The sequence below is a fragment of the Clostridium sartagoforme AAU1 genome (genome assembly GCF_000401215.1).
Taxonomy (GTDB): domain Bacteria; phylum Bacillota; class Clostridia; order Clostridiales; family Clostridiaceae; genus Clostridium; species Clostridium sartagoforme.
In genome coordinates this window covers 15,308-33,126 of record NZ_ASRV01000016.1, presented here as the reverse complement: position 1 = coordinate 33,126, position 17,819 = coordinate 15,308, and the positions used below count along the sequence as shown (strand labels likewise).

Genomic DNA, 17,819 nt, shown 5'->3' with positions numbered 1-17,819 from the left:
CGCATTTTATAACTATTGGAATTTAATAATAATAAATATATAATTAAATTGATAAGTTTTAATATAAAATATAAAGTAAGAAATGTAGATTATAGATAATAAGGGGCGTAATAATACATTTAATATGCTTAATCAAATAATATAAATATTGTAGGGGGAAAAACAATGTATTATTTAGGAATTGATGGTGGAGGCACTAAAACAAAATACCTATTAGTAAATGAGGGTTTACAAAAGGTATGTGAAAGGGAAGGATCAACTATACACATTCATCAAGTTGGGGTAGAAGGAATAAAAAGTCAACTTAAGGAAAACATTTCAAAGATATGTGAAGAAGTAAACATATCTACAAAAGATATAGCTTATGCTTTTGCAGGAGTACCAGGCTATGGCGAAAGTTTAGATGATATGGTAAAAATTGATGAAGCAATAAAAGAAGTTATGGAGGTACCATATTCAATTGATAATGATGCTGTAAATGGATGGGCTGGAGGAACTGCTTGTAAGCCAGGAGTAAATGTAGTGGCAGGTACAGGAAGTATAGCTTATGGAAGAAATGCAGAAGGAAAGCTTGCAAGGTGTGGTGGCTTTGGACCAGGAATAGGTGATGATGGAAGTGCTTACTGGATTGCTTTAAGAACTATTAATGAATATACAAGGCAAAAAGATGGAAGAAGTGAAAAAACAGTTTTAGTTGATATATTAGAAAAGGAATATAACATATCATATAAATATGAAATAGTTGATATTGCATTTAACAGATTAAAGTTCAATAGAACAGAACTGGCTAAATTCTCAACAATATGCTTTTTAGCAGCAGAAGCAGGCTGTTTAGCTTGCAAAAAAATATTTGAAGATGCGGCAAGGGCTATATTTGAGCATATATATGCTATATCAAAGGAACTGAATTTCAACGAAGAATTTGTTGTTTCATATACTGGTGGAGTTTTTAAAGCAGGTAAGCATGTTTTAGAGCCACTAAATGAAATGATAAAGGAATCTGGATTAAAGTGTTACTTGCAAGAGCCTGAACTTGATCCTTGGAATGGATCTGTTTTATTAGCATATACTTTAGCTGGTAATACTGTACCTGATAATGTAAAAGAAATATTAAAATAAGAGTATAAGATATAGTTAACACACAGTTTTTTCAGTTAAGAATTCACAGTGCACAGTTCACAGTTTTTTCTAGTTTACAGTGCACTGTGAACTGTGAACTGTGAACTAAAAAAGAGGACTGCTAGTAAATAGCAAGACCTCTTTTTATTGTATTGAAAACCACTGGCTATGCCGGTGGATAAAATGGCTTAAGCTCTGCACAGAAAAAAACTCCTATGATATAATTTCAACGACTGACAATCGTAAAACAAATTAATCATAGGAGGTGTGTCGTATGGGTAACGACATAGAAAGCTTATCACATACAAAATGGAGGTGTCAATATCATATAGTATTTGCACCAAAATACAGAAGGCAAATAATATATGGTAAATATAAGGCTGAAATTGGTAAAATATTAAGAACTATATGTATAAGACACGGAGTAGAAATAATCGAAGCGAATGCTTGCCGGGATCATATACTGGTCTTATGTCAATATTTTGGACATAAAAAGTCAAACTTTTTTATGCTGCACTTCTTGCTAATAATTCACATCGATCTGGAGTCATGTAATTAATAGAAGAATGTAGCCTTTTTCTGTTATACCAGCCTTCAATATATTTAAATATAGATATATTAGCTTCTTCGAAGGTACGGTAAGTATTTCTATATATTTCTTCCTTCTTTATTGAAGAATGGAAGGATTCTATACAAGCATTGTCATATGGACAACCCTTTTTACTAAATGATTGTGTAATATTAAATTCATTACATAACTCTTTTAAATCATTACTAGTGTATTGAGAGCCTAAGTCACTATGAAATATTAACTGCTTATTCTTATCAGGATTTTGGTTGTAATAAGCATTTTTTAAAGCTTTAGAAACTAAATCATTAGTCATTCTTTTACCGAAAGCGTAGCCAATTATTTTTTTGGAATGTAAATCAAGAACTGAAGCTAAATAGCACCACCCATCTCTGATAGTATGAATATATGTGATATCTCCAACCCATTTTTCATTAATAGAAGTAGTTGTAAAATCTCTTTTTAAAACGTTTTCTAAACCTTCTGCTACTTTTTTATTTGAATGAGGCTTATATTTTTTCACAGTTATTGCACAAAGACCAAGTTCGGTCATTTTTCTTTGAACTCTCTTTATTGATACATTGAAGCCTTCTGTACCAAGTATATAATGAATCCTAGGAGCACCATATATACCTTTATTGACTTTATATATCCTTATAATCGCTGCTTTTAATGCCTCATTTTCTATTGCTCTTGCAGATTTAGTTTTATCAAAATATTTATAATATGTACTTCTGGCTACGCCTAGAACGGTACACATAGTCTTAATATCGTGGTTATTTTTATTATTATCTATAAATACTATTACTTGATTTAATTTCTTGTTGCAAATATGGCCATAGCTTTTTTTAATATTTCATTTTCCTCTTTAATCCTTGCCATCTCCTTTTTTAAAGCTTTAACTTCTTTTAATGTCATAACTTCATTTTCATCTACCTTAATTTCTTTTACATCTTTGATCCAGCTGTTAATTGTTGATTTTGCAATGCCATATTCGCTACTTATCTCTGGTAAACTCATCCCTGATTTAAATAAATCTACTATCATATTTTTATACTCTTGATCATATCTTTTGCCACTTCCCATAATGGACACATCCTTTCTTAACTAAATATAATTTTACTTAGTTCGACTTAATGTGTCCACTACTTTATACTAACACCATACATATGTTAGTGACTATTCCACCGAAAATGAGTGTATCAAAATTTATGGGAATACTAAAAGGAAAAAGTAGTTTAATGATTTTTGATAGATTTGCTAATTTAAAATATAAGTATGGAAATAGACACTTTTGGTGTAGAGGATATTATGTTGATACGGTAGGCAGAAATAAAACTGCAATAACAAAATATATTCAGAATCAAATACAAGAAGATCAAATAGCAGAGCAAATTAGTATGAAGGAATATATTGACCCGTTCACGGGATCGCCAGTAAAAGGTAGCAAATAGAAAAACCACCCAATGAGGGTGGTAGCTGAAATTGTTTTGCGATTGGCAGTTATTCAGAGCACGAGTAGTGCCGCCAGTATCATGCCCTTATAGGGCTTAATCAAGCCACCAGCTAAGCTGGTGGTACATGACTAAAGCCATACGAAACTAGAATTATTCAATATGGAAAAAATGATAATGAAGGAGCTCAAATTGTATCTTCTAAAGTAACTGGTAATAATGAAATTACGATTAAGTATAATGAACGTGTATCAAATATTAAAGATGCTTATAGTGTTGAAGGGAATATAGTTACAGAAACTAATTTATTAGATGACTATAGAACTGTTGTAATTAAAACTGAAACTACATTGGTAAACAATGCAGTGTTAAATGTTAATGGGGAAAAGGATTCTGTAGGCAATGTATCAACAATGACATTAACAATCCCAGTATATAATGATTCAAAAATTGTTTCTATAGAATCTAATGAAGATTTAGTAGATGGAGAAAATATAACTAAAAAATATAATGGTAATTTAGATTCATTCTTCTTTGATATGGATAAAAGTTATAAAGTAAATATTAATAAAACATTTGAAGGAATAACTGATTTTGGAATTAGTATGTCAGTGAACACAATATCAAGTGGAGTTAATTTGTTTAAGCAAGGCGAAGATATCAATTTATCCATCGATGAGGAAGGATATTTAAACTTTAAAGTAAAAGATTTAAATGTTAGTTCAAAGGAAGAATTAACTACTGTTGTTGAAAAAGCTCATGGAACCTTTGGTACAGAAGAATATGTTCCTACTTCAATAAAAACTACTTTAGCAGGTAAAATTAATGATGGAAGATTACATCAAATTACTGCAGTACGTGAAGTTAATGGAATGATTAAACTTTATGTTGATGGAGAATTGGCAAGCTCTGTATATGATAAATCAAAGGTTAATCAATCAATTAACAGTGGGGAGTTAGAAGTTGCTGATGATAACTTCCGAGGAATTTTAGGAGGAATAGAATTTAGAAATAGTTCTATTTACTATGATGAGGTAAAGGAACGTTATGATAAATATAATGAGGTACCTGTAATTGAGTATGATAGAAATGATTGGATAGCAAGTGCATGTTCAGAAATGTTAGATTCAACTGGAGATGGTCCTGCATCATCAGCAATTGATGGAAATGAAAACAGCTGGTGGCATACAAACTATATAGGTACAGACCAACATTCAGAAAATCATTGGATTTCAATAGATTTTAGTAAAGAAATTTCATTTGATAGTATAGATGTATTGTCACGTGGTAAATCATCAAATGGAACTATTAAACAATATAAATTAGAAGCTAAAGTAAACGGTGTATGGGAAGTTGTTAAAGAAGGCGAATTTATAGATGGTAAAACTGATAAAATAGAATTAGAAGATAGTATTAAAGCTAGTGTAATTCGTTTAACTTCAATTTCTACATTCAACGGGCAAAACTTTGCAGCTATAAAGGAAATATATGTTTCTCAAAAAGATAGATTAGCAACACAAGAAGAAATAAATGAAGTTATCTCTTTAGTACAAGAAATAGATGAAAATAATTATACAAAAGCAACTGTAAATAACTATAAAGAAGTTGCATCAAAAATTACTTCTTTAGATGTTGCTAATACACAAGTTTTAAATATGTTAAAAGCTCAATTAGAATTAGCATATTCATCATTGTTAGAATCTAAGGACTTAAATGATTTAATAACAATATCAGAAATGCTAGATAAAGAATATTATACTGAAGAATCATGGGTAAAATTTAATGATGCATTAAATAATGCAAAAGTTGTAATAAATAATATAGAATCTACAGAAGAAAATGTAAATAATGCAAAAACTGAATTAGAAAATGCAATTAATAATCTTGTAATTAAAGAGGATGATACTGAAAAAGTTGATAAAACAGGCTTAGGAAAAGTTGTAGAATATGCTGAGGATGCAAAATTAAATGGAGCGCTTGAAGAGGTTGTTCCAGCAGTAATTAATGAATTTGAAGCAGCACTAAAAGAAGCTAAAGATGTTTTAGCTGATGATAATGCCACAGAAGCTCAAGTAGATGAAGCTACAAAAAGATTGGTTAATGTAATTCATATGTTAGAGTTCAAAAAGGGAGATAAGGCAGAACTTAAAAAGCTTGTTCAAATAATTAATGCTTTAGATCAAAGCAAATACACACCTGCAACTTGGACTTCATTACAAGCTACATTTGAAGAAGCTAACAATGTAATAGCAAATGAAAATGCAATGGAAGAAGAAGTAAGTGAAGCATATGAAAAATTAGTTAAAGCTTACCTTGATTTAAGACTAATAGCTGATAAAGCTAAACTTCAAGAGTTAATAAATAAATCTGAAAATATAGATATATCTAAATATACTAAAGAAAGTGTTAATAAATTTAATCTAAGCTTAGCTAATGGTAAATCTGTTTTAGCTAAAGAAGAAGTTACTCAAGAAGAAGTAGATAAAGCAGTGAAAGAATTAACTTTAGCTTTAGCTGGTTTAGAAGTAAAACAAGAGAATAGCGGTAATAATAACAATGATGATAATAATGACACAAGTGGTGAAAAAGGTAGTAATAATAACTTACCAAGTACTGGTGGAAGTTCCCCTATGGCTGTAGGGATATTTGCAACATTGATATCAATTGCTGGAGTAGTAGTTACAAAAAGAAAAAGTAAATAATTAAAAAGGTTTATAGGAATAGTAGGTAGAATCAATTTCAGATACAGCTACCTACTATTTCTAGAAAAATATGTTCATATATAGAAATAAGAGTGTTGACATAGATAATAGTATCATTTACAATAAATCTGAATAAAAGTGAGTATCTTATTTAAATTTAAATAATAAAATATGTATTTTAGTGCTTATTTTATTGAAGAATTATGATATAATTTAGATATAAATATGGTAATATAAAAATGGGGGGATTTAATGACTACTGTAGATAAAACCTCTAGAACACCATTATACTTACAACTTATGAATATTCTAATAGATATAATAGAAAATACTTTAGAAGAAAATGAACAAATACTTTCAGAAAGAGAAATTTGTGAAATTTATGATGTAAGTAGGACAACTGTTAGACAGGCGATGGATGAGCTTGAAAAAGAGGGATATATATACAAGGTACATGGAAAAGGTACTTTTGTATCACCAAGAAGAATGAATCAAGATTTAATTTCTTTTTATTCATTTACAGAAGAAATGAAAAAGCTTGGCAAAAAACCTAAATCAGAAGTCACTGGTTTTGAAATCATTCAAGCAGGAGACAAGATAAGTTCTATATTTAAAATAAGTAGTGAAGATTTACTTTATAAGATATCTAGAATACGAATGGCAGATGGAATTCATATGCTATATGAAACAACATATCTTCCTTTTAATAGATTTAAAGGTATTACAAGAGAGCAATTAGAGGAAAAGCCAATGTATGATGTGTTAATAAAAGAGTTTAATGCAAGATTAACATCGGCAGAGGAGTTTTTTCAACCTATATTAACTAATAAATTAGAAAGCATCTACTTGGATATTAAAGAAGGATCACCAAGTTTAAAAATAGAAAGATTGACCTATGAAAATGAGTCTGTTATAGAGTACACTGTCAGTGTAGCTAGAGGAGACAAATTTAAGTATAGAGTAAAATTAAATAATAATTAAAACAAAAAATTTTTTTAGAAGTACTGGTAATGATGACATTAACAGATGCAGGAGGTATTAAAATGATTTTTGGAATGGATAAAGAAAAAATGAAAGACTTAGGGGCAGTCTATACTGTCTCAGAAATAAGACAACAGCCTATGCTATGGGAAGAAACCTACAATATAGTAAAAGAAAATGAAGAAAAAATAAAAAGCTTTTTAAGCAGAAGTTTAAATGAAAATACCAGAATAGTTTTGACAGGAGCAGGTACTTCAGACTACGTTGGAGATACAATTTATACGTATTTAGCAAAGAAATTAAATTTAAGAGTAGAAGCTATTGCTTCAACTGACTTAGTATCAAATCCAGAAGAGTTTATAGAAGAAGATGTACCAACAATTTTAGTTTCTTACGCAAGATCTGGAAATAGCCCAGAAAGCGTTGGAGCATTTAATTTATTTAAAGATAATGTAAAAGACATATCACAACTGGTAATTACGTGTAACTCTGAAGGAGAACTTGCTAAAAAGGCTTCTATAAGTGATAGAGATCTTTGTGTATTAATGCCAGAGAATTCAAATGATAAAAGTTTTGCTATGACAAGTTCTTTTAGTTGCATGTTATTAGCATCATTACTAATATTTGATATTAAGAATTTAGAAGAAAACAAAAAATATGTTGATATAGTTATTAACCAAGGAAATTCAATCTTAGATACTAAATGGGCAGATATAAAAGAATTAACTGAATTAAAATCAGAAAGAGTAGTTTACCTAGGATCAGGGGCACTAAAAGGATTATGTCAAGAAATGGCTTTGAAGAATTTAGAACTTACAAGCGGAAAAGTAGTAAGTGTCTGTGAATCTGTATTAGGTTTCAGACATGGTCCAAAGTCAATAATTAATGATGAAACTTTAGTTATATTTATGAATTCTAATAATAAGTACACTAACCTTTACGATATGGATCTTATAAAAGAAATAAACAGTGACTCAGGAAATCATAAATTAGCAGTAATAAGCTATGAAAAAAATGAAGAATTAAAGGATGTATGTGATAAATATATAGAAATAGATGGACAAACAATTCCAGAAGTATATACAGTATTTAATTACATGTTATTTGGACAAATTTTTGGATTATTTAATTCAATTAGATTAGGAATTTCACCAGATAATCCAAGACCAGATGGAACAGTTAACAGAGTTGTTAAGGGAGTAGTTATTCATAAATACAATAAATAAGATTCTATGAAATATTTAATTAAAGTTTATAAAAGGAAAGATAATGTTTATATATTTTAAAAGTTAAAAATTTTGCTAAGAGGAGTTGAAGTAAATGATGAAAATATTATCAACAAGAGAAATGCTAATAAAGGCTCAAAGGGAAGGGTATGCTGTACCAGCATTTAATATTCATAACCTAGAAACATTGCAAGTAGTGGTAGAAACAGCAGCAGAATTACAATCACCAGTAATTTTAGCAGGAACACCATCAACAATACTTTATGCTGGTGGAGAATATATAGTATCAATGGCTGAAGTTTCAGCAGAAAAGTATAATATTCCAATAGCCATACATTTAGACCATTTTGAAGATATAGAAGAAATAAAACATTATATAGATTTAGGTTTTAAATCAGCTATGATAGATGCATCACACTCAGCGTATGAAGATAATATAAAGACAGTTAAAGATGTAGTAGAATATGCACATAAATTTGATGCAACAGTAGAAGCTGAGCTTGGAAGATTAGGTGGACAAGAAGATGACTTGGTAGTAGATGAAAAAGATGCAATGTACACTAATCCACAACAAGCAAAGGAATTTGTTGAAAAAACAGGAATAGATTCATTAGCAATAGCAATAGGAACAGCTCATGGATTATATAAAGGTGAAGCAAAGCTTGATTTTGATAGATTAAAGGAAATAAGAGATATGGTAGATGTTCCACTAGTATTACATGGAGCATCAGATGTACCAGATGAGCTAGTTAAAAAGGCAATTTCTCTTGGAATATGCAAGGTTAATGTAGCAACAGATTTAAAGATACCATTCTCTGATGCAGTAAAGAAATTCTTTAATGAACATCCAGATGCTAATGATCCTAGAAAGTATATGACACCTGGAAAAGAAGCTATGAAAAAGATAGTTGAGCATAAGATAATGGTTTGTGGAAGTAATGGTAAGGCTTAATTAAATAAGTCGTTTATTAGTAATTATACAGTAAATGTATAATTAGTTGTTAATTGGTATATATAAATTGCAGTAAAATTGAAAGAAAATAATATTAAAGTACATGCTAAAATATTATTTTCTTTCATATATAAATGAAGTTTTAGGGATATAAATAATCCTTAAATATATAAATAATAAGGGGTGAAGAAATGATACATCCAATGAAGGATATCGTTAATAGATATAAAAATGGTGAAAATGTAGGAATATTTTCTGTATGTTGCTCTAATAATTATGTAATAGAAGCAAGTATGGAGAAGCTTTTAAATAAAAATATACCGCTTTTAGTAGAAGCAACAGCAAATCAAGTTGACCAATTTGGTGGATACACTGGAATGAAACCAAAAGATTATGTAGAGTATATTTATAAAATAGCAGAAAGAATAGGATTTCCAAAAGAAAGAATAATTTTAGGAGGAGATCATTTAGGACCATTAACCTGGAAAAATATAGATCCAAGTGAAGCTATGGAAAATGCTAAAAGTTTAATAAGAGAATATGTTTTAGCAGGATTCACCAAAATTCATATAGATACAAGTATGCCACTAAAAGGAGACATTGAAAGTGGTAAATTTGGAGATGCATTAATAGCTGATAGAGCATCAGTGCTATGTAAAATTGCAGAAGAAGCATACTTAGAGCTAAAAGAAGAAAATAAAAATGCTTTTCATCCAGTTTATATTATAGGTAGTGAAGTTCCAATACCAGGAGGAGCACAAGTTGAAGAAGAGGAAGAAGGCCCAAAGGTTACTAGTATAGAAGGTTTTAAGACTACAGTAGAAACATTCAAATCTGCATTTGAAAGCTATGGGGTAGGAGATGCTTGGGAATATGTAATAGGTGTTGTAGTACAACCAGGTGTTGAGTTTAGCAGTGATGAAGTGTGGAATTATAACAGAGAAGAAGCTAAAGAATTAATAAATGGATTAAAAGATTATCCACAATTAATATTTGAAGCACATTCAACTGATTATTAAACACCTAAAGCTCTAAAACAAATGGTTGAAGATGGGTTTATAATATTAAAAGTTGGACCAGCCTTAACATTTGGCTTTAGAGAAGGTATATTTTCATTAAATCTTATTGAAAATGAAATATTAAAATACGATTCAAATGCAGAATTATCTAATTTTATGGAAATATTAGATTTTAGTATGGTAAAGAATCCAAAAGATTGGGTACATCACTATTCAGGTACAGGAGAAAAAGTAAAAATAGAAAGAAAATATAGCTTATCTGATAGAGCGAGATATTATATGCCTAAAGATGAAGTTAACTTTGCTTTAGAAAAGCTTATGAGTAATTTAGAAGGAATGGAAATTCCGATAACAGTTATAAGTCAATTTATGCATGAACAATATAAAAAGGTTAGAGAAGGATTATTAAAGCCAAATGCTAAGGAATTATTAAAAGATAGAATTGGTGAATATTTAGATGACTATATATATGCCATTGAAGCTAATTGTGAAACAACCTTATAGAGAACAGTTCACAAGGTATAATTCACAGTTATTTTATAGGTAAAAGGGAACAAGTAGCAGGTAACAGGTTGTGATATAAAATTATAAATCAATTTATAAATGAAAGAATGAAAAAATCCTTTAATGATTTTTTCATTCTTAATTTTAAATTTATAACTTGTTCCCTGTTCTCTGATACCTGTTCCTTTATCCAAAAAACTATGAACTGTGAATTGTACACTGTAAACTGAATAAAATTGCTTCGCAATTTTTATTTTCAGAATATTTAGAATAAAACAACTTGGGATAAATTAACTGATATAATAATATAGGGGATAAATAGGTTAAATTTATTTATATAGGAGGATTTTGGTATGTTCCAATTTGAAACTCAATTAAAAAAGCTCAAGCATGAGGTATTGACAGAAGTTGCTAAACTAGCTAAGGATGGAAATCTAACAACAGAATCAATTGAAAAAATTCCTTATGAAATTATTAAGGGGGATACAGCTATGTATAGATGCTGTGTCTATAAAGAAAGAGCCATTGTTTTAGAAAGAGCTAAGCTAGCAGCAGGGTATTTAGCTAATGGAGATAATATAGATGATGAATTTGTTGATATCAAAGAAGATGATCAAATAATATATGTCATTGAAGCAGCTTGTGATAGATGCCCTATAAATAAATATAGTGTTACAGATTCATGTAGAAATTGTTTGGCACATAAATGTCATGAGGCTTGTAACTTTGGAGCAATAACTTATGTTGCAGGAAGAGCATATATAAACCAAGAACTTTGCAGAGAATGTGGAATGTGTAAAAAAGCATGCCCTTACGATGCTATTGCTGAAGTTATGAGACCATGTAAAAGAGTATGTCCAACTGGTGCATTAGATATAAATATAGAAGATAGAAGAGCTATGATAAAAGAAGAAACATGTGTTAACTGTGGAAGTTGTATGAATGCATGTCCTTTTGGAGCTATTTCTGATAAAAGTCTAATTGTTCCTATAGCAAAAAGACTTGGAAGAAAGAGAAAAATGTATGCAGTAGTAGCACCAGCAATAACAGGACAATTTGGAGCAAAAGTTTCATATGGACAAATCAAAAATGCAATAAAGAAATTAGGCTTTGTAGATATGGTAGAAGCAGCTTGTGGTGCTGATGCAGTAACTGTACATGAAAGTGGAGAATTTTTAGAAAGATTAGAAGAAGGTCAAAATTACATGACCAATTCTTGTTGTCCAGGATTCTTAAGTTATATTGAAAAGATGTTCCCATCAGAAGTAAAAAATATATCAGGAACAGTATCTCCAATGATAGCAACAGCGAGATTTATAAAACACAATGATCCAGAAGCGAAAGTTGTCTTTATTGGACCATGTACTGCTAAAAAGAGTGAAGCAGTTAGAGAGTCAGTAAAAGATGCAGTAGATTATGTTATAACATTTGAAGAACTACTTGCTTTATTTAGCGCTTTTGATATAGATATTGATTCTTGTGAAAATGAAGTTGTGGATGATGCATCAATATATGGAAGAGGTTTTGGATCACATGGAGGATTAACAGCCGCTATAGAAAATTACGTTAGAAGCCAAGGAATAGAAGTAAATTTCAATCCAGTAAAGGTATCTGGAGGGATAGAAATAAAGAAGATGATGACTATGGCTAAGATTGGAAGACTACCAGGTAACTTCATAGAAGGAATGATGTGTGATGGAGGTTGTATAAATGGAGCAGGTACTTTAGTGACTCCATTTAAATCTAAGACTGTATTTAATAAGATAAATTCACAAGCTACTAAGAAAGCTGTTATAGATAATGAAAAAATTAGTGAATACAAAAATATAAATTTAGAAAGACAGTAGAGCTTTGCGAAGCAAAATTTCTAGTACATAGTTAACAAGGCACAGTTCACAGTTATGGAAATAATTCAGCAATTGTGAACTGTGAATTGTGCACTGTGAACTAAATAAATTGCTTCGCAATTTTTTTATACTAATCTATTGGTAGGGGTAAATTGTGCAAAATATATATGAAAAAATAAAAGGAATTTTCACAAAGGAAATTGATACAGAAAGGCTAGTAAACATAATATTATATTCTGTAATAATTATTATGCCTTTTATAGTTGTAAATGTATCATCACCAAGATATGTAGTAGGAAAATTAATCTTTCTTTATATTGTAGGAATAATTTCTCTGTTATCGTTAATAAAACTAAAGGTAACAGAATTTAGTATTGAGCATAAGATAGCATTAGTGTTTCTCCTAACAATGTTAATTCCAAGTATATTATCAAAGGAAAAGTATGTAGCTTTTATGGGAAATATCACTAGAGGTGAGGGATTTATAATTTACTGTATTTATATAATATTATTTATACTAGCTTCTAAATACTTAATATTAAACAAAAAAATATTAGACATAATACTAATATCTGCTTGCATTATGGCCTCATATGGAGTAATACAGTTTTATAATATTGATCCTGTACAATACTGGATGCTTGGATATATATCAGTTGGAGATTCTATTGGGTTAATAGGAAATAGAAACTTTTTTTCTTCTTACCTATGTATTTTTCTATTTATAAGCATGGCTATTTATATATTTAATGGAGGAAGAAAATATTTAATATATTCAGTAATAATATTTTCAGCTTTAATTTGTACATTAACACGTAGTGGATGGCTTGCTTTTATAATATATTCAATCATAGGATTTATTTTAATTTTCAAAGATATAAAAAAGATAAAAAGAGCAGGTAATATTTTCATATTGTTCTGTGGAATATTTCTATTAATAAATATATCTTCAGGTGGAAAAATTTTTAGTAGAGCAAATAATACTATATCAGTAGATGAAAAAGGAAATACAAAAATTCAAGATAGCGGAAGAATAGAGATATTAAAAATTTCATGGAAGGCATTCATAGATAGCCCATTTATAGGGTGGGGCCCTGATACATTAGGTTATAGACTAGATTTTGATTATCATAATAGGTATCAAGGATATTTAGAAAGTCATGGAGCATATATTGACAAGTCTCATAATGAATATTTAGAATATGCAGTTAGCAATGGTATTTTTAATTTAATATCATATTTGATATTAATTGGATTAGTGATACATAAATTAATAAGGAACTTTAATAATAACTCATCTAAGGTATTATTTTTAACTTTAACAGGGTATTTAGTACAAGCTTTCTTTAATATAAGCGTAATAATGGTAGCACCTATTTTTTGGATATTTCTAGGGGTGTGTATAAATAAAAATATTTACAACTTAAGGTAATAAGATTTATAAATAGAATTATATTTAAAATGAAGAAAATAAACAAAAGTATGAGGAAATTGGAAATATTTAATGAAAAAGAGTAATAATTATTATATATAGGGTAATAATATATGAGGTAACATTTGAAAAATATAAAGTAAAATATTATCATAAAGTTGTTAGCACTTATTGGTGGTGAGTGCTAATATAAAAGGGTAATTAAATTATAGATATAAATAGGAGGGATTTTTTATGAATATTAAACCACTAGCAGATAGAGTAGTTATAAAAAAATTAGAAGCAGAAGAAACAACTAAAAGTGGTATAGTTCTAACTGGAACAGCAAAAGAAAGACCACAAGAAGCAAAAGTTGTAGCAGTTGGACCAGGAGCCATGGTAGATGGAAACAGAGTAGAGATGGAAGTAAAAGTTGGAGATAAAGTACTTTATTCAAAATATGCAGGTACAGAAGTTAAAGTTAAAGGTGAAGAATACACTATTTTAAAACAAGATGATATTTTAGCAATAGTTGAATAAGGGAGGAAAAAGTTATGGCAAAGATGATTAAATTTAGCGAAGATGCAAGAAGATCAATGCAAATTGGTGTTGATACATTAGCAGATACAGTTAAGGTTACTTTAGGACCAAAAGGAAGAAATGTAGTTTTAGATAAAAAGTTTGGAGCACCGCTTATTACAAATGATGGTGTTTCTATAGCAAGAGAAATAGAGTTAGAAGATCCATATGAAAATATGGGAGCACAATTAGTTAAAGAAGTTGCAACAAAAACTAATGATGTTGCAGGGGATGGTACTACAACAGCAACTCTTTTAGCACAAGCAATCATAAGAGAAGGATTAAAAAATGTAACAGCTGGAGCAAATCCAATACTAATTAGAAATGGTATTAAAATGGCAGTTGATAAGGCTGTAGAAGAAATTAAAAAGATTTCTAAACCTGTTAATGGTAAAGAAGATATAGCTAGAGTTGCAGCTATTTCAGCATCAGATGAAGAAGTTGGTAAGTTAATATCAGATGCTATGGAAAAGGTAGGTAACGAAGGAGTTATAACTGTTGAAGAATCAAAATCAATGGGAACTGAATTAGATGTAGTTGAAGGTATGCAATTTGACAGAGGATATGTGTCAGCTTACATGGTAACAGATACAGAAAAAATGGAAGCTGTTTTAGATAACCCAGTAATTCTTATAGCAGATAAAAAGATTTCAAATATCCAAGAATTACTTCCAATACTTGAACAAATAGTTCAACAAGGTAAAAAATTACTTATTATAGCTGAAGATGTTGAAGGCGACGCAATGACTACATTAGTAGTTAATAGATTAAGAGGAACATTCACATGTGTAGCTGTAAAAGCACCAGGCTTTGGAGATAGAAGAAAAGAAATGCTTCAAGATATAGCTGTTTTAACAGGTGGTACAGTAATATCAGAAGAACTTGGTATAGACATAAAGGAAGTAACTTTAGATATGCTTGGACAATGTGAAAGTGTTAAAGTTACTAAAGAAAATACCACAATAGTTAATGGAAAAGGAAATAGCGAAGCTATTAAAGAAAGAGTTTCACAAATAAGAGCTCAAATAGAAGAAACATCTTCAGAATTTGATAAAGAAAAATTAACTGAAAGATTAGCAAAACTTGCAGGTGGAGTTGCGGTAATTAAAGTTGGTGCAGCAACAGAAACAGAATTAAAAGAAAAGAAATTAAGAATTGAAGATGCTTTAGCAGCAACAAAAGCAGCAGTTGAAGAAGGTATAGTACCAGGTGGTGGAGCTGCATATGTAAATATAATTAATGAAGTAGCTAAGGTGACTTCAGATGTAGCGGATACTCAAGTTGGGATTAATATAATTGTAAGATCATTAGAAGAGCCAATGAGACAAATTGCAATAAATGCAGGAGTTGAAGGTTCAGTTATTATAGATCATGTTAAGGGACGTGAAGCAGGAGTTGGATATGATGCTTTAAATGGAAATTATACTGATATGATTAAAGCTGGTATAGTAGATCCAACTAAGGTTACAAGATCAGCACTTCAAAATGCTGCATCAGTAGCATCAACATTCTTAACAACAGAGGCTGCTGTTGTTGATATTCCACAAAAGGAATCACCAATGCCAGGAGCTCCAGGAATGGGCATGGACGGAATGTACTAAGATTAATAGAAATAGAGACTTAGATTTTACTAAGTCTCTATTTTTTTATGTGATTGTAGTGATATAATTTATTAGGGAAATATAAGATATTAAATAAATAAGTAAGTAATCCGTAGTAATCATTAGTATAATATAGTTAGTATTAATATAAATTAGAGAGGTAATATCATGACCAAGTATAGTAATAAGAAAAAAAAGAAATATAAAAAATATAATTTCACTATAATTGAAATGATCACATTAATAGTATTAATAATAGCATTAATGGCTATATTAATACCTAACTTTAAAAAGTATTCAGTTGATACAAAAAAGGCAGAAGTAAAAAGTATAATACAAGATTTTATAATGGCAGTAGAAATTGCAAAGGTAAAAGACAATATTGAAGTCTTAGATTCAGATTCAATTAAATCAATGGAAGATAATAGCGATAAGAATTTAAGTGTAATAAAAAATTATATTGATGATTCAAAAAAAATAGAAAAAATAAAATATTTAAAGATAGAAGAAGCTAAACAAATAATAACTGATTCAGCAGATTTTGAAATAGATAAAGAAGGAAACTTTTTAAGAATAATTAATGAAAAGGAATAGATGTTAGGGAGCAGGGGACAGGTTTTTAGTTCACAGTGCACAAGGCACAGTTCACAGCTTGAGTTAGGTAACAAGTGTCAGGTAACAAGGGAAGGTAGAATAAGTGTGGAAAACTTGAATAAATATCAATAATTGCTATGTGAAATTTGAATTAGTGTTAAACACTCTTTGTTCAAACGTAGTTTAAAGATTTTTTTCTTTAAATTTTTATTGTTTCCTTTTAGGTTCTATTAAGGTGTATATTACCACTATGTATAAGTAAATTAATATAATATAATGTTCTTAAGAACTATATAAGAATTTTAATTAGAGAATAATAAATACAATTTAGTGGTTAAAAAACAGAATAAACATAAACTAATCCTTTTGAAACAATATCCAATTTATTACAAAAATCTTAAACTTTAAAAGGAAATGGGCATATAATGTAGAATTTATATTAATATAGATTTTAAATAATTTATTGGAGGTATTTATGGGGATATTTGTATTTATAATAGGGTTATGTATAGGTAGTTTTTTAAATGTTTGTATATATAGAATTCCTAAAGAAGAATCTATATCATTTCCACCATCACATTGCACAAATTGTGGTTATAACCTTAAAGCACATGACTTAGTTCCGATACTAAGTTATTTATTCTTAAGGGGAAGATGTAGAAAATGTGGTGAAAAAATATCATGCAGATATCCGTTAATAGAACTTTTAAATGGATTAATATATTTATTGATATTTATTAAATTTGGAATAAGCTTAAATTTTATATTTTATAGTTTATTATCATCTTTATTAATTGTTATTTCTTTTATAGATTTAGATAGTAAATATATATATACTTCAAATACCATTTTAGGGGCTGTAATTGGATGTATTTATATAGTAGTAGGAGCATATATTGGAGAAGTTAATATTATAAATAACTTACTAGGTGGAATTATAGGATATGCAATTATTTATCTAATAGTTATAGCTACAAATGGCATGGGGCAAGGAGATGCGGAGATAGCTGGCATTTGTGGACTCTTTTTAGGGATTAAAGGAATTTTAGTAACTCTTTTTATTTCTATAATACTAGGAGGACTAGTTGGGATTATAATACTTTTATTTAAATTAAAAGATAAGAAATCAGAAATAGCTTTTGGACCATATATAGCTATAGGAGCTGTTATATGTATGTTTTATGGACAAGAAATATTGTCGTTATATCTAAGCTTTTTTTATTAATAAAGTGAATTAAATTAAAAGTGATATTCAGATTGAA

The 17,819-nt window shown here is 29.2% G+C and carries 11 protein-coding genes and 4 pseudogenes; 14 read left to right on the top strand and 1 reads right to left on the bottom strand.

Features of this window, described 5'->3' with window-relative positions:
* Nucleotides 1-165 precede the first annotated feature (165 nt).
* The gene (locus tag A500_RS00990; protein WP_016205735.1) at nucleotides 166-1,119 is read left to right on the top strand and encodes an N-acetylglucosamine kinase; all 954 of its coding nucleotides are present in this window, start codon (nucleotides 166-168) and stop codon (nucleotides 1,117-1,119) included.
* Between the two features lie 274 nt (nucleotides 1,120-1,393).
* Nucleotides 1,394-1,591, top strand: a pseudogene (tnpA, locus tag A500_RS00985) (IS200/IS605 family transposase); the annotation flags it as partial.
* A 34-nt stretch (nucleotides 1,592-1,625) separates the two neighbouring features.
* Here tnpA (A500_RS00985) and A500_RS00980 read toward each other — a convergent pair.
* Nucleotides 1,626-2,773: pseudogene (locus A500_RS00980) on the bottom strand (IS3 family transposase).
* Between the two features lie 77 nt (nucleotides 2,774-2,850).
* Here A500_RS00980 and tnpA (A500_RS00970) point away from each other — a divergent pair.
* The 12 genes and pseudogenes from tnpA (A500_RS00970) to A500_RS00915 all read left to right on the top strand — a co-directional run.
* Nucleotides 2,851-3,141: pseudogene (gene tnpA / locus A500_RS00970) on the top strand (IS200/IS605 family transposase); the annotation flags it as partial.
* A 350-nt stretch (nucleotides 3,142-3,491) separates the two neighbouring features.
* Nucleotides 3,492-5,843, top strand: coding sequence for a discoidin domain-containing protein (locus tag A500_RS00965; protein ID WP_157453593.1), 2,352 nt, complete (start codon nucleotides 3,492-3,494; stop codon nucleotides 5,841-5,843).
* A 252-nt stretch (nucleotides 5,844-6,095) separates the two neighbouring features.
* Nucleotides 6,096-6,824, top strand: a complete 729-nt coding sequence (locus tag A500_RS00960; RefSeq protein ID WP_016205729.1) for a GntR family transcriptional regulator — start codon at nucleotides 6,096-6,098, stop codon at nucleotides 6,822-6,824.
* 62 nt (nucleotides 6,825-6,886) lie between these two features.
* Nucleotides 6,887-8,050 (top strand): SIS domain-containing protein, encoded by a 1,164-nt coding sequence (locus tag A500_RS00955; protein WP_040436382.1) that lies wholly within the window; start codon nucleotides 6,887-6,889, stop codon nucleotides 8,048-8,050.
* Nucleotides 8,051-8,144: 94 nt separating this feature from the next.
* The gene (locus A500_RS00950) at nucleotides 8,145-9,002 is read left to right on the top strand and encodes a tagatose bisphosphate family class II aldolase (RefSeq protein ID WP_040436381.1); all 858 of its coding nucleotides are present in this window, start codon (nucleotides 8,145-8,147) and stop codon (nucleotides 9,000-9,002) included.
* A gap of 191 nt (nucleotides 9,003-9,193) precedes the next feature.
* Nucleotides 9,194-10,525: pseudogene (locus A500_RS00945) on the top strand (class II D-tagatose-bisphosphate aldolase, non-catalytic subunit).
* 353 nt (nucleotides 10,526-10,878) lie between these two features.
* On the top strand, nucleotides 10,879-12,372 hold the full coding sequence (locus tag A500_RS00940; RefSeq protein WP_016205726.1) for a 4Fe-4S dicluster domain-containing protein: 1,494 nt from the start codon (nucleotides 10,879-10,881) through the stop codon (nucleotides 12,370-12,372).
* A gap of 154 nt (nucleotides 12,373-12,526) precedes the next feature.
* Nucleotides 12,527-13,804 (top strand): O-antigen ligase family protein, encoded by a 1,278-nt coding sequence (locus tag A500_RS00935; protein WP_016205725.1) that lies wholly within the window; start codon nucleotides 12,527-12,529, stop codon nucleotides 13,802-13,804.
* A 234-nt stretch (nucleotides 13,805-14,038) separates the two neighbouring features.
* A complete protein-coding gene (gene groES, locus A500_RS00930) occupies nucleotides 14,039-14,323 on the top strand; it encodes a co-chaperone GroES (RefSeq protein ID WP_016205724.1) in 285 nt (94 codons plus the stop codon).
* A gap of 14 nt (nucleotides 14,324-14,337) precedes the next feature.
* A complete protein-coding gene (gene groL, locus A500_RS00925; RefSeq protein ID WP_016205723.1) occupies nucleotides 14,338-15,963 on the top strand; it encodes a chaperonin GroEL in 1,626 nt (541 codons plus the stop codon).
* Between the two features lie 168 nt (nucleotides 15,964-16,131).
* Nucleotides 16,132-16,557, top strand: coding sequence for a type II secretion system protein (locus A500_RS00920; protein ID WP_016205722.1), 426 nt, complete (start codon nucleotides 16,132-16,134; stop codon nucleotides 16,555-16,557).
* Nucleotides 16,558-17,032: 475 nt separating this feature from the next.
* Nucleotides 17,033-17,782 (top strand): prepilin peptidase, encoded by a 750-nt coding sequence (locus tag A500_RS00915; RefSeq protein ID WP_016205721.1) that lies wholly within the window; start codon nucleotides 17,033-17,035, stop codon nucleotides 17,780-17,782.
* Nucleotides 17,783-17,819: the final 37 nt, after the last annotated feature.

Bases quoted from the DNA above. Each gene is read 5' to 3' on its own strand.
- A500_RS00990 (WP_016205735.1), top strand. From the start codon at position 166: ATGTATTATTTAGGAATTGATGGTGGAGGCACTAAAACAAAATACCTA.
- A500_RS00960 (WP_016205729.1), top strand. From the start codon at position 6,096: ATGACTACTGTAGATAAAACCTCTAGAACACCATTATACTTACAACTT.
- A500_RS00955 (WP_040436382.1), top strand. From the start codon at position 6,887: ATGATTTTTGGAATGGATAAAGAAAAAATGAAAGACTTAGGGGCAGTC.
- A500_RS00950 (WP_040436381.1), top strand. From the start codon at position 8,145: ATGATGAAAATATTATCAACAAGAGAAATGCTAATAAAGGCTCAAAGG.
- A500_RS00940 (WP_016205726.1), top strand. From the start codon at position 10,879: ATGTTCCAATTTGAAACTCAATTAAAAAAGCTCAAGCATGAGGTATTG.
- groES (WP_016205724.1), top strand. From the start codon at position 14,039: ATGAATATTAAACCACTAGCAGATAGAGTAGTTATAAAAAAATTAGAA.
- groL (WP_016205723.1), top strand. From the start codon at position 14,338: ATGGCAAAGATGATTAAATTTAGCGAAGATGCAAGAAGATCAATGCAA.
- A500_RS00920 (WP_016205722.1), top strand. From the start codon at position 16,132: ATGACCAAGTATAGTAATAAGAAAAAAAAGAAATATAAAAAATATAAT.
- A500_RS00915 (WP_016205721.1), top strand. From the start codon at position 17,033: ATGGGGATATTTGTATTTATAATAGGGTTATGTATAGGTAGTTTTTTA.